Source organism: Paenibacillus anaericanus (assembly GCF_003994475.1).
Lineage (GTDB): Bacteria > Bacillota > Bacilli > Paenibacillales > Paenibacillaceae > Fontibacillus > Fontibacillus anaericanus.
In genome coordinates this window covers 220,762-239,236 of record NZ_RZNY01000001.1, presented here as the reverse complement: position 1 = coordinate 239,236, position 18,475 = coordinate 220,762, and the positions used below count along the sequence as shown (strand labels likewise).

The 18,475-nt window shown below is 43.5% G+C and carries 34 protein-coding genes; 28 read left to right on the top strand and 6 right to left on the bottom strand.

Annotated elements, in window-relative coordinates; all coding sequences use genetic code 11:
* Nucleotides 1-39: 39 nt before the first annotated feature.
* The 4 genes from EJP82_RS01215 (at nucleotide 40) to EJP82_RS01200 (ending at nucleotide 1,500) form a co-directional block, all read left to right on the top strand.
* A complete protein-coding gene (locus EJP82_RS01215; RefSeq protein ID WP_127190185.1) occupies nucleotides 40-234 on the top strand; it encodes a hypothetical protein in 195 nt (64 codons plus the stop codon).
* Nucleotides 235-311: 77 nt separating this feature from the next.
* Nucleotides 312-590: a hemolysin XhlA family protein gene (locus EJP82_RS01210; RefSeq protein ID WP_127190184.1), complete on the top strand. Its 279-nt coding sequence runs from the start codon at nucleotides 312-314 to the stop codon at nucleotides 588-590.
* A 1-nt stretch (nucleotide 591) separates the two neighbouring features.
* The gene (locus EJP82_RS01205) at nucleotides 592-1,263 is read left to right on the top strand and encodes a M15 family metallopeptidase (RefSeq protein ID WP_127190183.1); all 672 of its coding nucleotides are present in this window, start codon (nucleotides 592-594) and stop codon (nucleotides 1,261-1,263) included.
* A gap of 15 nt (nucleotides 1,264-1,278) precedes the next feature.
* Nucleotides 1,279-1,500, top strand: coding sequence for a phage holin (locus tag EJP82_RS01200; protein ID WP_170220100.1), 222 nt, complete (start codon nucleotides 1,279-1,281; stop codon nucleotides 1,498-1,500).
* A 20-nt stretch (nucleotides 1,501-1,520) separates the two neighbouring features.
* On the opposite strand, the gene EJP82_RS01195 is transcribed toward EJP82_RS01200, so the two are convergent.
* Together EJP82_RS01195 and EJP82_RS01190 are read right to left on the bottom strand one after the other, a co-directional pair.
* Nucleotides 1,521-1,736, bottom strand: coding sequence for a hypothetical protein (locus EJP82_RS01195; RefSeq protein ID WP_127190181.1), 216 nt, complete (start codon nucleotides 1,734-1,736; stop codon nucleotides 1,521-1,523).
* A gap of 79 nt (nucleotides 1,737-1,815) precedes the next feature.
* Nucleotides 1,816-2,679: an ATP-dependent DNA ligase gene (locus EJP82_RS01190; RefSeq protein ID WP_127190180.1), complete on the bottom strand. Its 864-nt coding sequence runs from the start codon at nucleotides 2,677-2,679 to the stop codon at nucleotides 1,816-1,818.
* A gap of 169 nt (nucleotides 2,680-2,848) precedes the next feature.
* On the opposite strand from EJP82_RS01190, the gene EJP82_RS01185 reads away from it, so the two are divergent.
* Together EJP82_RS01185 and EJP82_RS01180 are read left to right on the top strand one after the other, a co-directional pair.
* Nucleotides 2,849-4,087 (top strand): DNA polymerase IV, encoded by a 1,239-nt coding sequence (locus EJP82_RS01185; RefSeq protein WP_127190179.1) that lies wholly within the window; start codon nucleotides 2,849-2,851, stop codon nucleotides 4,085-4,087.
* The gene (locus tag EJP82_RS01180; RefSeq protein WP_127190178.1) at nucleotides 4,084-4,416 is read left to right on the top strand and encodes a YolD-like family protein; all 333 of its coding nucleotides are present in this window, start codon (nucleotides 4,084-4,086) and stop codon (nucleotides 4,414-4,416) included. The genes EJP82_RS01185 and EJP82_RS01180 overlap by 4 nt, the downstream gene beginning before the upstream one ends.
* A 48-nt stretch (nucleotides 4,417-4,464) precedes the next feature.
* Here the strand turns inward: EJP82_RS01180 and EJP82_RS01175 are convergent, their stop codons facing one another.
* Entirely contained in the window at nucleotides 4,465-5,082 is a 618-nt protein-coding gene (locus tag EJP82_RS01175; RefSeq protein WP_127190177.1) for a hypothetical protein, read from the bottom strand.
* A gap of 72 nt (nucleotides 5,083-5,154) precedes the next feature.
* Complete coding sequence (locus EJP82_RS01170; protein ID WP_127190176.1) at nucleotides 5,155-5,379, bottom strand: transcriptional regulator; 225 nt, start codon at nucleotides 5,377-5,379, stop codon at nucleotides 5,155-5,157.
* A 171-nt stretch (nucleotides 5,380-5,550) separates the two neighbouring features.
* On the opposite strand from EJP82_RS01170, the gene EJP82_RS01165 reads away from it, so the two are divergent.
* The 10 genes from EJP82_RS01165 to EJP82_RS01120 all read left to right on the top strand — a co-directional run bounded on the left by EJP82_RS01165 (nucleotide 5,551) and on the right by EJP82_RS01120 (nucleotide 10,965).
* Complete coding sequence (locus EJP82_RS01165; RefSeq protein ID WP_127190175.1) at nucleotides 5,551-6,354, top strand: ParM/StbA family protein; 804 nt, start codon at nucleotides 5,551-5,553, stop codon at nucleotides 6,352-6,354.
* Nucleotides 6,347-6,559: a hypothetical protein gene (locus EJP82_RS01160; protein WP_127190174.1), complete on the top strand. Its 213-nt coding sequence runs from the start codon at nucleotides 6,347-6,349 to the stop codon at nucleotides 6,557-6,559. Before EJP82_RS01165 ends, EJP82_RS01160 begins: the two co-directional genes overlap by 8 nt.
* Complete coding sequence (locus EJP82_RS01155; RefSeq protein WP_127190173.1) at nucleotides 6,556-6,777, top strand: hypothetical protein; 222 nt, start codon at nucleotides 6,556-6,558, stop codon at nucleotides 6,775-6,777. The genes EJP82_RS01160 and EJP82_RS01155 overlap by 4 nt, the downstream gene beginning before the upstream one ends.
* A gap of 104 nt (nucleotides 6,778-6,881) precedes the next feature.
* Nucleotides 6,882-8,120 carry an FtsK/SpoIIIE domain-containing protein gene (locus EJP82_RS01150; RefSeq protein ID WP_127190172.1) on the top strand — a complete coding sequence of 413 codons (1,239 nt, stop codon included), beginning with the start codon at nucleotides 6,882-6,884 and terminating at the stop codon, nucleotides 8,118-8,120.
* A 46-nt stretch (nucleotides 8,121-8,166) separates the two neighbouring features.
* A complete protein-coding gene (locus tag EJP82_RS01145) occupies nucleotides 8,167-8,817 on the top strand; it encodes a replication-relaxation family protein (RefSeq protein ID WP_342773667.1) in 651 nt (216 codons plus the stop codon).
* 146 nt (nucleotides 8,818-8,963) lie between these two features.
* Nucleotides 8,964-9,278, top strand: coding sequence for a hypothetical protein (locus EJP82_RS01140; protein WP_127190171.1), 315 nt, complete (start codon nucleotides 8,964-8,966; stop codon nucleotides 9,276-9,278).
* 21 nt (nucleotides 9,279-9,299) lie between these two features.
* Entirely contained in the window at nucleotides 9,300-9,929 is a 630-nt protein-coding gene (locus EJP82_RS01135; protein ID WP_127190170.1) for a hypothetical protein, read from the top strand.
* On the top strand, nucleotides 9,922-10,443 hold the full coding sequence (locus EJP82_RS01130; RefSeq protein ID WP_127190386.1) for an accessory gene regulator ArgB-like protein: 522 nt from the start codon (nucleotides 9,922-9,924) through the stop codon (nucleotides 10,441-10,443). Before EJP82_RS01135 ends, EJP82_RS01130 begins: the two co-directional genes overlap by 8 nt.
* A gap of 1 nt (nucleotide 10,444) precedes the next feature.
* Nucleotides 10,445-10,564 (top strand): cyclic lactone autoinducer peptide, encoded by a 120-nt coding sequence (locus tag EJP82_RS01125; protein ID WP_127190169.1) that lies wholly within the window; start codon nucleotides 10,445-10,447, stop codon nucleotides 10,562-10,564.
* A 17-nt stretch (nucleotides 10,565-10,581) separates the two neighbouring features.
* Complete coding sequence (locus EJP82_RS01120; RefSeq protein WP_127190168.1) at nucleotides 10,582-10,965, top strand: LytTR family transcriptional regulator DNA-binding domain-containing protein; 384 nt, start codon at nucleotides 10,582-10,584, stop codon at nucleotides 10,963-10,965.
* 256 nt (nucleotides 10,966-11,221) lie between these two features.
* Here EJP82_RS01120 and EJP82_RS28760 read toward each other — a convergent pair whose 3' ends face one another.
* Nucleotides 11,222-11,449: a helix-turn-helix transcriptional regulator gene (locus EJP82_RS28760; protein ID WP_170220099.1), complete on the bottom strand. Its 228-nt coding sequence runs from the start codon at nucleotides 11,447-11,449 to the stop codon at nucleotides 11,222-11,224.
* A gap of 140 nt (nucleotides 11,450-11,589) precedes the next feature.
* A complete protein-coding gene (locus EJP82_RS01110; RefSeq protein ID WP_127190166.1) occupies nucleotides 11,590-11,964 on the bottom strand; it encodes a helix-turn-helix domain-containing protein in 375 nt (124 codons plus the stop codon).
* 199 nt (nucleotides 11,965-12,163) lie between these two features.
* Here EJP82_RS01110 and EJP82_RS01105 point away from each other — a divergent pair, with 199 nt between their 5' ends.
* The 12 genes from EJP82_RS01105 (at nucleotide 12,164) to EJP82_RS01065 (ending at nucleotide 18,387) form a co-directional block, all read left to right on the top strand.
* Nucleotides 12,164-12,400 (top strand): hypothetical protein, encoded by a 237-nt coding sequence (locus EJP82_RS01105; RefSeq protein WP_127190165.1) that lies wholly within the window; start codon nucleotides 12,164-12,166, stop codon nucleotides 12,398-12,400.
* Between the two features lie 85 nt (nucleotides 12,401-12,485).
* The gene (locus EJP82_RS01100; RefSeq protein ID WP_127190164.1) at nucleotides 12,486-12,692 is read left to right on the top strand and encodes a hypothetical protein; all 207 of its coding nucleotides are present in this window, start codon (nucleotides 12,486-12,488) and stop codon (nucleotides 12,690-12,692) included.
* Between the two features lie 13 nt (nucleotides 12,693-12,705).
* Nucleotides 12,706-13,434 (top strand): ORF6C domain-containing protein, encoded by a 729-nt coding sequence (locus EJP82_RS01095; RefSeq protein ID WP_170220098.1) that lies wholly within the window; start codon nucleotides 12,706-12,708, stop codon nucleotides 13,432-13,434.
* Nucleotides 13,431-13,595 carry a hypothetical protein gene (locus tag EJP82_RS27860; RefSeq protein WP_170220097.1) on the top strand — a complete coding sequence of 55 codons (165 nt, stop codon included), beginning with the start codon at nucleotides 13,431-13,433 and terminating at the stop codon, nucleotides 13,593-13,595. The genes EJP82_RS01095 and EJP82_RS27860 overlap by 4 nt, the downstream gene beginning before the upstream one ends.
* 117 nt (nucleotides 13,596-13,712) lie before the next feature.
* Nucleotides 13,713-14,063: a type II toxin-antitoxin system PemK/MazF family toxin gene (locus EJP82_RS01090; protein WP_281278177.1), complete on the top strand. Its 351-nt coding sequence runs from the start codon at nucleotides 13,713-13,715 to the stop codon at nucleotides 14,061-14,063.
* Nucleotides 14,064-14,250: 187 nt separating this feature from the next.
* A complete protein-coding gene (locus EJP82_RS01085) occupies nucleotides 14,251-14,451 on the top strand; it encodes a hypothetical protein (protein WP_127190162.1) in 201 nt (66 codons plus the stop codon).
* Nucleotides 14,452-14,526: 75 nt separating this feature from the next.
* Nucleotides 14,527-15,129 (top strand): hypothetical protein, encoded by a 603-nt coding sequence (locus EJP82_RS01080; RefSeq protein ID WP_127190161.1) that lies wholly within the window; start codon nucleotides 14,527-14,529, stop codon nucleotides 15,127-15,129.
* 26 nt (nucleotides 15,130-15,155) lie between these two features.
* On the top strand, nucleotides 15,156-15,434 hold the full coding sequence (locus EJP82_RS01075; protein WP_127190160.1) for a hypothetical protein: 279 nt from the start codon (nucleotides 15,156-15,158) through the stop codon (nucleotides 15,432-15,434).
* 73 nt (nucleotides 15,435-15,507) lie between these two features.
* Nucleotides 15,508-17,061 carry a hypothetical protein gene (locus EJP82_RS01070; protein WP_127190159.1) on the top strand — a complete coding sequence of 518 codons (1,554 nt, stop codon included), beginning with the start codon at nucleotides 15,508-15,510 and terminating at the stop codon, nucleotides 17,059-17,061.
* 40 nt (nucleotides 17,062-17,101) lie between these two features.
* On the top strand, nucleotides 17,102-17,272 hold the full coding sequence (locus EJP82_RS27855) for a hypothetical protein (protein WP_170220096.1): 171 nt from the start codon (nucleotides 17,102-17,104) through the stop codon (nucleotides 17,270-17,272).
* Nucleotides 17,269-17,421: a DUF6906 family protein gene (locus tag EJP82_RS28755; protein WP_425464311.1), complete on the top strand. Its 153-nt coding sequence runs from the start codon at nucleotides 17,269-17,271 to the stop codon at nucleotides 17,419-17,421. Before EJP82_RS27855 ends, EJP82_RS28755 begins: the two co-directional genes overlap by 4 nt.
* Nucleotides 17,422-17,436: 15 nt before the next feature.
* Nucleotides 17,437-18,387 (top strand): recombinase RecT, encoded by a 951-nt coding sequence (locus EJP82_RS01065; protein ID WP_127190158.1) that lies wholly within the window; start codon nucleotides 17,437-17,439, stop codon nucleotides 18,385-18,387.
* The last annotated feature ends 88 nt before the right edge of the window (nucleotides 18,388-18,475 follow it).

Sequence of the window (18,475 nt, the reverse complement as noted above, 5' to 3'; positions counted from 1 at the left end):
TCGGTGGGGCTTTTTATTATGCTTGAAAGGATGATCCACGTGGCAATTATCAAAAATATATTGGCTATTGAAATAGAACCAACTGTACTCGAAGTATGTACCGTCATCTCAGCTGCAGCAGCTTTTTATCCCCATGAAGAAGACAAGTTTTTGTTAGGTGTCCAATCTGCAATAGATAAAAGACTCAGCGAGTTAGAGGCTGAACGTAAGAAGCAAAGACCTAAAGAAGGGTGATGCTGTGGGATTTAACTAAATAGCGAGAAATCCAACCTCCGCATATCGGGGGTTATTTGAGTTGAGGGGGAATGGGCATGGAAGGCAGAGGAGGGAGAGGCGTGGATGAATATCCAAAGGTGTTGGTGGATATCCAGGTGCAACTAGGAAGAATAGAGAAGACATTGGAAGCAGTACCAGCGCTTTCCGCTACATTGGAAGCCACAAAGGAGTTAGCGCGTGATGCCGATCAGTCCGCAAAGTCTGCACATCACCGCCTGAATAAAATCGACAAAATTATCTTTTGGCTTGTTACGACTGTCATTGGAGCTGTGATACTTGCGATTATAAAACTAGTAACGGAAGGGAGGGGTTAGCATGCTAACACTAGACTACGTTAAAGGCAAGTCAGCAGCTAGATTAAAAAATCTACATCCGCTCGTAGCTGAAGCGGCTGAGGTTCTAATTGATCGTTGTTACTCAATTGGAATCTACGTGCTGATAACGCAAGGATTACGGACTTACGCCGAACAGAATGCATTATACGCCCAGGGACGGACGAAGCCGGGGATAATTGTAACTAATGCAAAAGGTGGAGAGTCGAATCATAACTTCGGTGTTGCAATAGACTTCGCGTTATTCCTGCCAAACGGAAAAGACGTTACATGGGACACGCTTAAAGATGGTAACTTAGATTATTTACCTGACTGGTCGCAAGTGGTGGACGAAGCCAAGCAAATCGGTTTTACTTGGGGCGGAGACTGGAAGTCATTTAAAGATCTGCCACATCTGGAGATGTTGTTCGGGTTGACTACTGCACAGTATCGGGCAGGACAAAGACCAACCTCAGGTGTACTAGCAGCGGTTCAAAATAAAATTAACGCTAGAAAGGTGGCTCTTACTTTGAAGAAAGATGATGCAAATGCAATCATAAATAAATTTCTTAAACCAGCGTATGCAGTAGCAGAGACAACTACTCAGCGCAAGGAAGTCGGGAGATTAGCGGACGAGCTCAGAGTAGCTTCAGGTCAGCCAAAACAAAACTCATAGAGGGGAATGGCAAAAATGAATAAACAAAGATGGCGTAACTACGCTTTATGGATCAGCGTTGTGTCTCAGGCATTATTGCTGATCCAGCTTGTCGGTCACTTAACAGGATCTTTTGATCTGACTGATGTTATGAGACAAGAAGTAATCACTATCGTAGACGTAGCCCTTGGACTGCTTGCTACGCTGGGGATCGTGTCAAATCCAACGAAACCGAACAGTGGAGGATATAATCTGTAGATATGTGAAAGCCCACTGGCCTATTGGTCGGTGGGCTTATTTACGTTCATGCTAAACAAAGTCGTTACATGTTCGATTTCGTCCAGCGGTACCCAAACGGCTTTATCGGAAGAGGCAACCTTTACCCTGGTCCGATCTTCTCCCCAGCTTGGCATCCCGGATATTTTTGAACCGTCAACTAAGGAAATGATGATTTCTTGTTCAGCTTGGATAGCCTTGGCTATATATGTGTACACGATGAACCTTCCTTCTCAATTCTTTCGAATTCTTAAGAATCTGATTCGACTTACTCTTCCGAATTTCCTTTATGAAGGTTTAAATTATAAACTCAACGAATATAGGACTGCGTAACAACCCCGATTTAGTCCAGTTCCGCATTTTTACTCTAGCCCTAATCCTTGGTTCCAGGTATACGAAGTTGTGGTCCTCTCCGGTTATCAGCGCCTTACTCACGCCATAAAATGCCTTCTTTTCCGTCGGCCCCACGCCTAACTCAATCACGCCAGCAGGTCGCACTCTTCCGTTCTCATCGGCCACGCCCGCAAGCCAGCCGAACTCCGCCTTTTTATATCCCGTTATATAAACGTCCGCATGCGACCAATTAATAACCTTGCGCCAGTTCTCTGATCGGCGGCCAGTCTCATAAACACTATCCGCCCGCTTGCCGACGACGCCCTCCATGCCGCGGGTCTTGATCTGTTTGAAAAGGTCTTCTCCTGCTCCTTCAACATATGGAATCACACCGATATTTGCGCGGGGTAATGTCAAGCCCGCTAATATTTCTTTACGCTGCAGAAGAGGCAATTTCCGCAAGTCTTCTCCCTTGTACCACAGAATATCGAACACTGCGAAGTAGACCGGTAGCGTAGCGGAGAGTCGCAATATCTTGTCCGCACGCTTAGCTTGGAACCGTGACATAGTCGCCTCGAAATCGGAGACTCCGGTCGTTGGGTCGACACATGCGATCTCGCCGTCCAGGACAATATCGTGGGGAAATAATGCGCTAGCGATCTCTGGGTATTGTCGTGTACAGTCATTATTGTTACGGGTAAATAAACGGACAACGCCAGACTCTTGCGAAAAGATCAAGCGATGACCGTCGATCTTAGGTTCATAGATGAATCGCGGGTCACTAAACGGAGCCGCTGCTGTTGCGAGTAACATAGGATCAATAAACATAAAAACACCTCTAAATCGATTATAGCGCGCGGCCTGTTGGAATAGAGGCGGTAAGTGTTGGGATAGTTGGTTACTCGAAACCATTGTATCTTATTTTACCATTGCATAGGGAACGATTGTTCGCATATAATACAAACAGATGTTCGTATTATTCGGAGGCGAAATTTTAATGAAGAAGCAACGAACAATAATGTTGATCGACATGCAAAGCTTTTATGCAAGTGTAGAAAAGGCGGGTCATCCAGAGTATAAAGATAGGCCGCTTGTAGTCGCAGGAGACCCGGCTCGTCGATCTGGTATCATTCTGGCTGCCTGCCCTTTGGCTAAGGCTTATGGTGTTACGACAGCAGAAGCGTTATGGCAGTCCCTGAAAAAATGCCCTGACCTAGTTATTGTACGACCTCACATGAGAAAATACATTCAGGTTTCCATGCAGATTAAAAGGATCATTGAATCATTTACGGACCTTGTGGAGCCATATAGCATTGATGAACTGTTTGCAGACGTGACAGGGAGTTTGCACTTTTACAACAATGATCCCTTTGAATTGGCGAGACATATTCAAAATAGAATCTCAGTTGAGACAGGTGTCTTTGCTCGGGCTGGTATTGGAGAAAATAAAGTCATAGCAAAACTATGTTGCGACATGATCGCAAAAAAGAATTCTGAAGGGATATTTTTTTTGAAAAAAGATGAACTTGACCAACACATCTGGCATAAGCCAACTAGAGATATGTGGGGCATTGGATCTCGCATGGAAACACATCTATACAAAATGGGAATACACACGATTGGTGACCTGGCGCATACGCCTCTTTTTAAACTTAGAAACAAATGGGGGGTGAATGGGGAAGTCATCTGGCGAGTGGCTAATGGGATGGACGATTCTCCTGTAAGTGTCAGTACGCACCACATGCAAAAGGATATTGGTAACGGTATGACCCTTCCGAGAGACTATAGTGAGGCGCGTGATATTGAGATTGTGATTCAGGACATCTCCACAGAAGTATGTAGGAGAGCTAGGAGGAAGGGACTCATGGGTAGTGTTGTGTCACTAAGCATTTCAGGAGCCGATTTTGATCATCCAACTGGATTCCATCGGCAGATGAAACTAGAAGATCCCACAAACTTAACAAAAGAAGTATACGAAGCAGCAAAACGCCTTTTCTATATTAATTGGGATCGTCAACCGGTCAGAAGGGTTGGGATTTCGCTGTCTGGGCTGACAGATGCGGATACTTACCAGATCACATTATTTGACGATAAAAATCACCTGCGTGCGATCGATAAAGTCATGGACAGTATCAAAGATCGTTTTGGAGATACAGCAATTTTAAGGGCTGCATCACTTACTGCAGCGGGTCAGGCGATTGATAGAGCAGGGAAGATTGGAGGACATTACAAATGAGCAAAAAACTTCAAGGTAACGGTCTATGGGAATCCAGCCGTATGATGTTGCCGCAGCATAAGGAGGTTATACAAGAGAGTGCAAATGAACCCAAAAAACGTAAGAAGCCCGAACTCGATGAACAAGAGATACATCGGATAGAGCAAGTGCTTGCTGCTTCCTTCAGAGAACATCAGACTGTCACATTACACCTCTTTGACGAGTACCGTGATGTTGAATTGAGTGGGATTGTAACAGTGGTACAAACATACAGACGAGAGATTAAATTGGCTACTGGAGTAGATGAATGGCAGTGGATACGGATAGGGGATATCTTATCGGCAGAATAATTAAAAAGACCACTAAGGCGTAGTGCCTCGGTGGTCTTGCTTTATACACTACTTTAATTGCAACTCTACGCTATGCTTTGTGTGTTCTCCATCACCCATTAGATCGCCTTGAATTGTATTCCATTTTAATTTAATCCAAGTAATATCTTCAGCGTGTCCACGGTTTAAATACCAGATCACACTTCCTTCTTTCATGACACCTTTCTCGATCTCCCCACCTATATGATCGCTTACCAACATTTCTGGCATGTCGATCTGTTCACCAGTAGAAGTCACTAATACCGCTTGATCAGGATATGTATTAAAAATTCCTTCGGTTGTGTTCTCAAGTTTAAATTTCACACCTACTACAGATGCATCAAATATCGACTCATCATCTAAGCGAGGTGCGCGGTCGCTTACAACAACTTTTATTATTTCTGACTTTAACCCCTTGAATTCATCTGACCATGTCGCGTCATTGTAATAAGTCCAAATGTCAGCGGGATTACCTTTATCATTTTCACCTGAACTACTTTCGGGATCTACTTCATTACCATTCACCACTTCACTTTTAGTGATTGGAATATGGTTATTAAGCTTTTCTATTTTTTGACTCCCTTTAATGCATGCGGTGATCGATATTGAGGTAACCAACACCAAAAGCAAAACAACCATCCTCTTCATTCGGACACTTTCCCCCTAAAGTAATTTTTATAATAGTCTACCAAAACTAGGAAGATGTTTCCATGAAAAGGGTCAGGTCCAGAAGTCACCAGCCCGAACGTCGTACCCATGCTTTCGAAGCGAAGATATAATCTTTTGTTTCGTTCCAACCCTCGGCTTAACTCCCTTTTCTTCATCGCACAAGTCTGATATTCCATCCCTGCTAATCCCTGTATTTTTTATAATCCATTCCTGGCTAATTCCTTGCCTATCTAAATACTTCCCTAGTTTCGTCCGTCTTTTTCCTAGTCCTAGCATAGTATATTCACCACCCTCTCTATTAGAAGGGTGGACAATCTATGAAAATTTTATACACCAAACTCCGAATTTTAACCAAGCCGTGAGGAATAGATATAGAACTAGATACAGAACATCGAGTCTCGGCGCTAGGCTGGTTCTGTAACCAGTTCAACAACAGGAGTGATGCAGATGGCGATAGTGGCGATTGATGCAGGCGGGGATTCAACAAAGATTTATGACGGACAGAAGGTTAATTGTTTCCCTTCAGCTATAGGCTACGACTGGAGAGAGCGCAACTTAAAGCAGCAACAAGGTGAACATGATTTTGAATGGGAGTATAGAGGGCAAAAGGGCTTTGCTGGAACGTTGGCGCTCTCCGAGAGTGAGTGTGCAGAGAGTAGGAAAGGCGATAGCAAGGCACATCCGGACGCACTGCTTCGGATCCTTATTGCCTTGCACCAATACACCGATGGAATCGAACAAAAAATCGTTGTCGGCCAACCGATCAAAACCCACACTCCAGAGGAAAAGCAGCTCATCAAAGAAATGGTTATTGGTCGTCATGAACTTGTGATTAACGGCAAGAGAAGGAGCTTGCTTATAACCAGATGTGAAGTCGCTGCTGAAGGAGTTACAGCCGGCTTGTTGATGCCCAGTTCAAACACTATCCGAATCATAGATATTGGCAGTGGAACGGTTAATTTCGGAACCCTTCTTGATCGTAAGTTTAACGACAAAGGTAGTTTCACACTCACAACGGGAATGGAGACATTACGCTTTGCGGATCCGGTTGCGTTTGGTCGTCAGATCGCCATCAGAGCGCTTGCGTCAGGTTGGGGTAAGCATGACACGGTCTATCTGTGTGGAGGCGGTACCGAGGCATTACAAGAGACTATCCGTGCTTACTTTCCCAATTCTAAACCAATAATCGGGGATCCGGTCACGGCAAACGTCAGAGCATTCTTCCTGATTGCGAGGAAGCTTTATGGCTAAGAAAATAAAGATCGTCCAGGTTGCATTTAATGTAATGGATCCTGATCAGCTCCAGCAATATGATTATGTCCGGAATCGTCCGAACAAATCAGGATACTTAAAGCGATTGGTACAACGTGAAATGGATGGTGTGAGCTCAGTCGTCATGACTAAGGCGATCGATGCGAGTGACAATAATGACTTTTCAGCGGAGGGGTTTATATGATGTTGCTCGGTGTTAGTACAGTACCAATTATACAGTTTTTAGCTGCTGGAGCAGTGTCCCACGTAATCGAGCGTAATATCGAACGCACAGGACACGGCGGAAGAGTGATCTATGTACGGATCGCAAGTACGATCGTTTATATCTCTATCGGTTTGTATCACTTCTGGGATGCAATGAAGCTGCTGGGCCATTTGATGGGCGTCCACGTCTACTTTTGACATATGTAATTACATGATTAAGTGCATATGTAGTGCTGCATATGTAATACAAGCGAGGACAACAGATATGACGAAGAAACTGAAAATCGTTAGGAGCGCAGCGAATGATAATGAGCGGAGTGACGATGGCGGGAGCCGCTCAGCTTTTGAAGTTAGCTGGTGCGGGAGGTTGTAGTCTGGCTGCATGGGGTGTTTGGCGGGGGCTGCCTGATCAGGTGGTACGCAGGAAGCTCATGGACCTGTTTCGAATTGGCGGCATGTATTATCGGTTTCAGGGGTATAAAGGGCGGGAGCTGCGAAACTACCCTCTTATACGAAGAGTGACTGTGTACATCAATCGGACAGAGGCGGCGTTTAGACTTCCAACCGGTTTGGATCCACAAGAGGTCATGAAAAAAGCCTGGCTATTTCGGCAAGTGTTTGGAGCAACTGCAGAACTGGAGCAGGGCGAGGATGCAGCGACATTTGTGATGTGCATCTACAGGACGTCTATGGAGTCGTATGAGTACGACGCCGAAAGGATAGGGGAATGCGTCAAAGGAATCGGTCTACCCGTCTACGTAGGTCGTACACGTTCAGGCGATGTGTTATATGACATGGTGGAACATCCACATCTACTTCTAGCCGGGGAGACTGGAAGCGGGAAATCAGTGGCTCTAAGATCCATCTTAACCACACTGATCCGGAGTTGCGGAGATAGCTTAGAACTGTATTGCGCCGACATGAAGCGGTCTGAATTCCACATTTTTCGGGACGTTGCTCAAGATGTTGTCATGGATGCTGCTGGGCTTCATAAGATCGTCTTGAAACTACGCCGTGAAATGAAGAAGCGCGGGGATCTTCTTGACCACCACGAAGTCGCACACGTTGATGATCTACCTAAATGGGATAAACCAGCTTACATTGTCTTAGCTGTGGATGAGGTGGCTTTGCTCAAGAAAGAAAAAGACATCATGGACGGGATCGAAGAAATCAGCACGATAGGTCGTGCCCTGGGTGTCTTCTTGATCTTGTCCATGCAGCGTCCAGATGCGGATATACTTGACGGCAAGCTCAAGAACAACCTAACGGTCAGAATGGCTTTTAGGCACGCCGACGAGATCAATAGCAGAATCACTATTGGCAGTGGAGAGGCAGCCGCGATAAAACAAAGTGAGAAAGGGCGAATGGTCCTGAAGCTGAATGGCTGTCAGTATGTACAGGGTCCACACATAAGCATTGAGGATGCCAGGATGCTGCTGGAGCCATTCAAGCGACATTCTGACATAAATACACTGGATGTACCAAGAACGACCGCATACGAGCCGCAAGACGATAATTCAATAGAGTTGGGGGTACTGTAAATGATGAGATTAAAAATACTTTGGTATATGGCTTATTGCGGATTGTGTGGCAAGCAAACAGAGCATAGTGGGGTACGCTGCTCTAAGTGTGAACGTTGAGATGAATGACCGCGACAAGGCAATTGTAGCTGATCTGGAACGGTTCCGATGTCTGACTCGGGACGATATAGCAGAGTTACACTTTTCGCATACAAAGCAGCCGATCACACAGACGAATCTAGTCCTAAAGCGGCTTAGGAGAGACGGGGCTGTAAAGTGCTCGACCGACAGAAGGAAGTATATCTATTTCCCCGCTGAGGTAAGGATCAAACCCGATTCGCAAAAGATCAATCACTTCCTCGCCATAGCTGATTTTTACAAACAGATCAAGCGGATCGAGGAGCCGAGGATGTTTCAAGTTGAACCCAAGTATAGTAAGGGGCAACCGGAGCCAGACGCATTCGTCATCTGGAAAGGAGCTCCGTGGTTCGTTGAGATTCAGAGGACCATTTATACCGAGAAGGTCATGACGGAAAAGTTCAACCGTTACGAACAGTATTTCGTGAGTGGTGAGTGGGAAAATGAGAGCTGGCAACCGCCACAGAAGAAGGTTTTTCCGTATCTATGGATAATCGGAAAGGGGAAGTATAACGCAGGCAACAGGCCGTTCAAAGTGTTTCAATTTGGTATGGAAGAGATGTTAAAGAAAATAAAATAGCATCATTAAGCCACTGATCATTTCAGTGGTTTTTATCTGCGTAAAATAAATTTCAAAAACATACGGTAAAGCCTTGTGTTTTATACGGTAATACCGTATGATATAGTTGTACCAAATAATATCAAAACTTTTTGGAGGTGCTGGTGTTGACGATTGATCAATATCGCGCGTTTGCCGAAGAGGTAGGGGGAGAGGTTGGAAAGAAGATCCACGTGATTATCGATGAGTTGGAAACTGCCAGAGGAGTTATAAGCGGCAAAAAGTTGCCTCCTCTATTGGGCAACAAGGAAGTCTGCGACAAAATCGAGGTCGACCCTAAGAACTTTCATCATACGCGCAAAACAAAGTTATTTCCCAATCCTGATATACAAGTTGGGAACCGCTCATTCTGGTTTGAAACTACGATCCAAAACTACCAAGACTTACTCGACGAATGGCGTAAAAAGAAAGAGAAAAATTAGTCACGTGAGGAGCTGTTCTTGGTGTTTTGGGAGCCACTAGAGTTTTTGTTGTACTCAATGATTGAGGGCATTGGATTATTTATTCTAATGCTCTCGGTGTACAGACTAAAGTTTATTGATCATCTTTGGCCAACACTATTCATAATTCTTATCATGTGTATTCAGAGCTTTGTAATGAGGTATGAGCTTGAATTAGCTTTTATTGTCCCGATCATTAACTTAACTCTCTTCGCTCTTTTATTAGCGACAGTATGGCGGGTCCCGATCGTGTGGTCAGTTATTATCTCGATCACCGGTTATCTAGCATTCGGACTTATCCAAACACTCATAATGGTCTCTATATTTGGAACTGTTGAGGTAGCGAAGTCAACTGATATTAACGGATACATACTTCAGATGGTTACAGGTATTTCAACAACTATTTTAGGTTATCTTTTGTACAAGTTTGGTATCGGATTTACATTTGATTTCGAGAGACTTCGATTAAAACGAGAGCATTTTATCTTGATTAGTTCAATCGCATTGTTCTTCATATTCTTCATGATTGTTATGTACAAAAATGAAGTTTGGCTAAATTTATTTTTTACAACGTTTGGTATGGCTTTATTGTTGTACTATGCAATTCGGAAGGAACGTGGCAGTGATGATTGAATCAATAGCGTTACAAATGGCAATGAGGATCAAGGCAGCTGCCCCTGAGCACCCTACTTCGATCAATGTTTTGAAGTACTCTTTATCATTAATTCTTAACGCTGTATTCATCATTGCAGCTACTCTTACAATATCTTTGTTCACTGGTAGGACAAAGGAAATTGCTATTATTCTAGTCTCATATGCAATTCTTCGGCAAGTATCAGGAGGAATACATCTCAAATCTGGTATGCAATGTGTTCTCTGTACTACAGGGGCATTTACCGTTATGTCTTTGATTCATTTTTCCCCCATTTCATTACAAGGTGCAAATGCAATAAGTCTTATACTCGTGCTTATATTTTCCCCATCCAACATAGAGAAACAATCAAGAATTAAAAAAGAGCACTATCCAAAACTTAAAGTGATTTCATTTTTGTTAGTAGCTGCAAATTTAGTTATAGCGTCACCCGTTATTGCAATTAGTTTTCTTGCTCAATCGCTTACACTAATTCACCGGAAGGGGGGTGAGTGATATGAAAATGATGGCATTTGCAATGGCGAGCGTACTCACAAAGTTTGCAGAAATATCCGTTCAACCAGCGAGCTTTTGGTATATTTACAACGGAGAAACACCTGAAGAATTATTAAAATAGCATTGGAGTTGATCCGGATGGGCTGTCTAACAGTAACCAGGGATGTCCAGGGCAAACAAGGCATGTTCTCTCTCAAGGTTAACGACATCATCTTCCTGGAGTGCAACCCCAAAGTTAAAGACAGTATCTTTGTTCACACCAAGGACAACCAGTATTACATGGTCGGTCCACTGAAATACTGGGTAACAGTTTTAAATAACAGTGGTTATCGATTTAGTGTAGTGGATCGAAGTAATGCTTTGAATGTGGACGAGATAGTTTGGCTGGACAAGATATATAAGGTTGCTTACTTTGATCACCAAATCGACAAAAATTCTAAACGATGTCCGATTGCCTTCCATAGGTATAAAGATGTTGAGAATGAACTTATACTTGTAAATCCAGCGATATCAATAGCATAGACGAGAAAAGAGACCTCCAAAGATGGAGGCCTCTTTTTATTGAACCAATCAATAATACCATAAGGGATTTGTAATATGTTGTCGTATTATGTATGAAATTCAGCGCCCCAATTTAAGTTTACAACTGGTCATATATGGGATTTAATAGGTATTACGAACCGTCATAATATTTTTGTTGACAAAAGTTATGTATACAACATTGTTGAGTTTCGCCCGGGGTGGAGCAGTAAGATATCTACTCCGTCCTATTGCGTCATTACCTTGGCCATTCGTAAAGATCGGCCTCGGTACAACCGAGAATGATGCACACACCCCGCATATTAAGCGGGGGCATTGGGCGGCGGTTATTTTCGTATAGCGAGATGAGTTGTGGCGACACCGACAAGCCGAGCACCTTATGCAGCCGATCAGACAAATCCGCCTGAGTTATCCCGGCTGCTTCACGGCAGGAACGCAATAGGCACTTCCCGAGGGTAAGCGCCATAAGAGTCCTCCGTATCATTTTATCTAAATCCATAAGTAAGATGGGGGTAAACATTATGAATAATACTATTGATGCAGCTAACTTTCTAAGATCGATATCTGACGACACTCAGGAGAGTAATGCACTAATTCAAGAATATCTTAACTGTCTTTTCGAAGAATCAGTTTCGCTAACTCTTGAAGCTTAATCTTTTCCTCGTTCGTTAACATACGTCCTTCAAATTCAATCGGAACATCTACAAAAGAATCATCACCTAAAATAACTTTACCTGCCAAATCCCTTTCAGCCTTGGTCAACTCGCTGTGGGGATTATTTGTATTTCCAAGGACCCAGTCAGTTGTTACGCCATAGAGATCACAAAGAACCTTTAAAGTCTCGTAATCAGGTTCACTCACACCGTTTTCATACCCACTCAATGTTTTGTTGTTAATCCCTGAATTTTGCCTTACTTCAACCTGTGTAAGTTTAGCTTTTAAACGTGCTTCTTTCAGACGTTTTGCGTAGACCGGTAGCATCAGTTATTCACCTCTCCTTGATAATCGATATTAACATAATATCCGAGAAACAGAGAACTTATTCCTAGAAACGCAGAAACTAAGAAAATTAATTTAGAAAAAGGGGTTGCATTCTTAGAAATTAAGAGTTATATTTGACTCACCGAAATTCTTAGAAACTAGGAATCGGCTAAAACCAAATAGAACGGAGGTGAATGCCTTGGCAGATACAAATAACGTCGAACCTTTGTTTAAAAGGATTAGAACGCATATTTCTGCAAAAGGCGTCCCGCTGAGGGATGTCGCCGTTAAATCCGGTATACCTGTTGGGAGGTTCTATCGTGTGATGGATGGTTCGACCGCCCTACATGCTGATGAGGTAGAAATGATATGTAGTGTAGAAGACCTTGAGTTGAATCCGACGGAGTTACTACGCCCTGCAATTCTTAGAAATTAAGAATTATGTACAAGATGAAGTATACGGCAAAACCGTATAAACGTCAACAAGTTTGTGGAATATATTCCCGATTGAGAGGTGTGTTATGGAACAACAGGCGGTATGCCTCACAGATGATCAAGTTGCAACAGTGGTACAACGTGGCGGAACAACAACTCTCACAATTTTAGAGACTGAATGCTATGACTCTGAACACGGCATTTACATCCCTGCAAAATCAATCAGTGTTAGCGGCAAGGAAGGGTTGCTCCGATTGAGATCGGCGTTGAATGCACTTGATTTAGAAAATTGAAAGGATGGTGAACATGAACAAACTTCAAATTATTAATCACAATGGACAACGAGTATTAACAACAGCGCAATTGGCTGAATCGTTGGGTACGGTAACCAAACTTATCAGTAAGAATTTTGAGAGAAACGAAAATCGTTATGCAGAAGGAAAACACTTTTACGCACTAAAAGGTGATGAATTGCGAAGCTTTAAAGCGAGTCGTCAAAATGACGTTTCGCCAAACGTCAACGTTATCTACCTCTGGACTGAAAAAGGTGCATGGATGCACGCCAAGTCACTCGGTACAGACCATGCTTGGGACGCTTACGAAATGCTGATCGACGACTACTACTCAGTTAAATCAGATATTTACACTCATCTCAGTCAAGAGCTCCAAGCTATATTCTTGTTGGACAAGCGTACTCAAGCCTTCGAATCTCGTGTCGAGAAGCTGGAGAACAACACTACAATTGATTACGGACAGCAGAACGACCTGCAGATGCTCGCAAACAAGAGCATTGTCAGTTTACTTGGTGGCAAAGATAGCCCAGCTTATCTGGACAAGACGATCAGAGGCGAAACATACTCAGCTCTCTGGAAGGACTTCAAAGGTTACTTCAATACCAACTCTTACAAAAACACCTTAGTCAAGGATTTCGACAAGGCAAGGGCTTATGTGCATGACTGGCGGCCACACGGTAAACTGCTTCGGGATATAGAGCAAGCTAACGCTCAAATGTCGATGGAGGCACAACTTATATGAAAACTGATCGGCAACTACGTGAGTTAATGGCATTCTTCCTGTCCATGGAGGAACGCATGCAATGTAGAGGTCGCTTGTTAATCGCTCTGCATGCACGTAAACAATATACATTGTACCGTAAGCAGTTAAGCGGAACATGGAGGGATAGCAATGTCGGATGAACAGCGTGTTAAGCTCCGCACATACTTTGATTACTTCAACATCGAAGCTCGATACGGTATCACCTTCGAGGACTTTGTTAGTCGGGTCCGTCGAGGAACATGGGAGGCGTGGCTGGCATGATCTTTCCAAAGCGTGGTGAACTCTGGTGGGCTAATCTTGGACAAGGTAGCGGCAGCGAACAACAAGGCACACGCCCAGTGCTGATCATACAGAACAATGTTGGTAACCGGTTCAGTACGACAACTATTGTCGCAGCCATCACAGATGCAGATAAAAAACCTATTCCTACACATGTTCAATTGGGAAATGACAACGGATTGCCTAACAGTTCAACTGTGATGCTGGAGCAGATCAGGACCATAGATAAGGAGCGGTTAGAATCAAAAATCGGGGACTTATCTCAAACGGATATGCGGCTCATAAGTAAGGCTATTAGAATCAGCGTTGGACTTGTTGATGATTGGTGAGAAGAACAACTCGTAGAGAGCTTGGAGGGAGGCGAACAAGACAATGGGTGAAGTTACTGAATCGATCTTAAACGGCCTAATGTGCAATGAATGCGGCCAGTACATGGATGATATGAAAGAGCCTGGATATCCACGTACATGTGATGACTGCCAAGGTAATTAAAATCAGAAAGCGAGGTGAAACCAAATGCAAGAACCAACAATCGGACGTATCGTGCATTACTTCATGTCAGAAACAGGATCAGTACGTGCCGCAATCATTGTGAAAGTTAATGATGACGACACTGTGAATCTAGCTGCTTGGACTAGAGATGGTGTTCAACTGCCAGTAGTTGGCGTCAAACAAGGCTCAGAATATGGTCAATGGAACTGGCCTCCAAGAGTCTGAAAATCAGTAGTCCTATTATTTTTTTGCCAAAAACGGGGTTTTGAAGCCAAATTGAAGCGAAAGTGAGGATTTGCAATGACAAAATTGAAAGTCGAATTGGAATTAAATTGGTTTGATTCGGAAACGGGCAGTGTCTCAGACGAGATTAAAAACGAAGTTGTCCGGGGGTTGCAAGATCGCTTGATCAGCAAGGTTGAAAAGCAAGTGCAATCTACTATCGAATCAAAAATCGAGGAAGCTGCCGATAAGGTGACGGATGAATTTCTGGTGACCGTTTATCAGGAAAGGCTGCAGAACTTGAAGATACCAGTCAAATCTAGCAGTTGGGGATCGGAAGTAAAGTATCAATCTATTTCCGAATTTGTAGGCAAACAGTTCGACGACTTCTTGCAACGAAAAGTCCTAAACGAACGTGGCGAGCGCGTCACTTATGAGCGGGATGCTAAGTACACGATATTTGAGTATTTCGCTAGAGATATCTTGGGCAATGAGTTGGAAAGCAAAGTATCAACTCTGATTTCTGAAGCTAGACAAAAAGCAGAAGGTACCGTCCTAAATACCCTTGAGAAGAACCTACGTGAACAATTGTCTGCTGACATTATTAGTCGTCTGAATATTCCTTCAATGCTCAAGAGTTTGCAAGAAAAGGCGGCGGAAATCGAGCTTAATGGCGATTGAAAATAAATGAAAAGTGAGGGGAAAACATGGACGATAAGACATTGGAGTACATGGGTGAACGGGTTGATAAGTCTCGTAAAATCATAAAAAAAATCAGTGTGCTGGTAGATCAATCCAAACGCATTGTTGGTTCTGAAAAAATCTTATTTAAAGATAGGTACGGCAACTTGTTTACGGAATTGAACTCAACTAGCCCCAAGGAACAAGTTGATTCGCCAGGGATGATCAGGGAGATTAACACTCTGGTAGTTAAGGCCATCAACCAAGAAATCGCTCGGCTCGAGCAAGAACTTGCAGAGCTATAAAAAAAGCCGCCCAGTAGAGAGCGGTCAAAGAAAATATACAACTCAATAATATCACGGAAAGGAAGGTTAGCAAATGGCAAAGGTAATTAGATTTGTAAGACTGGCCGTTGAGAACTTCGCTGGAGTCCAAAGCAAAGAAGTTAACTACGGCGAAATAACTCGCTTCACCGGCAAGAACGGCGAGGGTAAATCAACACTCTGCACAGCTCCCGTATGGACATTGTATGGCACGGATTTACTGGGGGGCAAGTTCGATCCAGCGCCAACAACATACGAGTACGATGACATATCTTCTGCACTCACACTTGAAGTTGATGGTACAGAGTATGTTCTTAAACGCAGTGTTGTAAATGGAACTAACAAATTTCATATCGATGAGTCTTCTAAGACTGCGACTGAATTCAACTCATTTGTCAGTGGACTATTCGATAAAGACACCTTCTTATCACTTTATAATCCAGCTTACTTTTTCAACCTGCATTGGACCAAGCAAAGGGATTTTGTCATGAAAGATGTGATAGCCCCTTCGAATAAAGAAGTGTTCGAAGAAATGAGTCGCGTTACTCCAGAGCAGAAGGCGAAGGATATCTCGTTTAATCCGCAGGCTGCCAGGCTCTCCGAAGAGTTCAAGAAGAAGTCTGTTGCAGGTATGGAGTCAGATTACAAAGAGGCTAAAGGTAAGCACGATAAAGCTCACCAGCAAGCCCAAGGAGTAGCGAAAGACCGCGCCAAACAATTGAAAGAAAACGGTACCCCTCCTGAAATTGACCGTGCTGCTTTGGAAGCTGAGTTGGGCGGTCTACAGGATAAGATCGATACCTTTGATCAAGATGTTCGCAAAGTAACAGATCGATCCAGAGAACGCGAAAAGCTTCAGTATCGTATTTCCACACTCTCTGACCGAATCGCAGATGGGAAGTCCGAACATGCAGAGTTGTCTTCTAAAGAGGTTAAGAGCACATGTTCAACGTGTGGTCAGGATCTTCAGGATGATGCTAAGGAGCAGGCGGAGCAGACTCACAAAGACCAACTAAAAACCATTGCCGTTAGCGTTAACGGATTGATCGCAGATAAGAAAAAACTCATTGCGGAGTTGGAAGAACTGCCGCTGTTACCAGATACAGAACATTCGGTTAGTGATTTAACCGCTAGAGTTAACGAGATTACTAACACATTGAGGTTAGTAGATTCACACGCCAAAGCTACCGCAGATTTGGCAACAGCTAAGCAAAACGAAGTTGATGAATTAAAGGCTAAGAATGACGCCATCTTTGTTCTCGATGCGATCAAGGCATTCAAGGCACAAGAAGCACAACTGCAGGTAAGCAAGGTAGAAGCATTGTTCAAAACACTATCAGTCAGATTAGAAGAGTACAACAAAACATCGGACGAACCTAAAGCATTCTTCATGATCCAAATGAACGGTAAGGACTATACGAGTCTATCCACGGGTGAGCGGATTACTGCAGGTCTTGAGCTTACAGAATTCCTTCACAATCAATCAGGCTTAGTCACTCCTACTTTCATCGACTCCTACGGTGAATTCACAGATAAACCACTTGTCTACGGGCAACTGATTACAGCAAGAGCGGTCGGAGGTAAGGAACTCACTGTTGATGCCACTTAACCCATAAACCAAATCTATTAATCTATCGGAGGTAATTCGGATGATCAAAGAAATCAAATGCAAACAAACCGTTCCGGGTCAGTTTATTGAAGGCACGACATATCCAGTGGATACGGAATATGACACTCACATCATCGTTCGGGATCTATCAGGATCGTTCCACCATCTCAAAAAGGACGGCGAGTTCCTAGCCAATAACTTCAGTCTATGAAACACGGCAAACGCCCCACTCGTCGCCAACTCATTATCATCTCAGCTAACGTTGCAACTCCGGGAGATTGGCTAGTAAGTAAAGCTGAATCAGACAAGTTACATCTAGTACATCGCAATCTCGGCATTACTAAAATCATTTATTTATAGGAGGCAATCATTCATATGACTACCGCTAAATCAAATACACAAGTTCAAGCTGTTGATATTAACCAAATTCAAGCCATCGGAGAGTTCGGGGTAGCTGAATTGATGGCAATGAAAGAATCCATTGCTAAGAAACTAACCGTCCCACAGTTTAACCTCTTCATGTATCAAATGAACCGCATGGGGCTTGATCCTAGCCTCGGTCATGGGGTACCCATCCTGTATGGTCAAGATGTAAATATTCGGGTTGAGTATGAAGGGTTACATTCACTTGCTCAAAAGTCGAATGGTTACAACAACGTTCACAGACAAGTGGTTTGTGAAAATGAAACTGAAGATTTCGAAGCTACCACGAATGAAGAAGGTGTCATTACAAAAATCAGCCACAAGATTAGGTTCCCTAGAGGGAAGGTCGTTGGATCGTATGCTATCGCAAAGCGTGAAGGTAAGCAAGATATCATTGTTCTTTGCGATAAAGCAGAATTTGAGAAGTATGCGAAGAAAAACCCTTCATTCTGGAAGCTTGAAGATGGTTCGTTTGATCCGGATATGTGTAAGAAACATGCTGCAACGCGAGCTGTTAAAGAGCAGTATGACATCGCTCAAACCGTCGGAGATAACATGATCGCACTTAACTCTACCTCCGAAGGTGACCAAGCGATCGAACCTACTCGTCGAGATATTACAGCCGAGGCAAACGCAGCAGCCGAAGCGGAAAAAGTTTCTCCACCTCAAGAGGTCGAACAACCAACAGACGAAACAAGTGAAGTAGATAGACTCAAGGAAGAAATGAAAGATAAATATAAACAACTTGGGATCACCACCAAAGAAGCCAAGGCAGAACATATGGAAAAACACTGCAAGATTAAAGGTGATGGACCCACTCTTGCAGAGATTAAGGCGTACCTGAAGATCATGGACTTGCACATTGCTGAGAAACAAGCCCAAGACGATGAGCTCCCAGAATAGAGTTGAAGTCTATACTCTACAACCAGATTGCCAGATATGCGGCAATGAAATAAACCCCGACAAAGAGGAGTATATCCGCGGAAAGCGT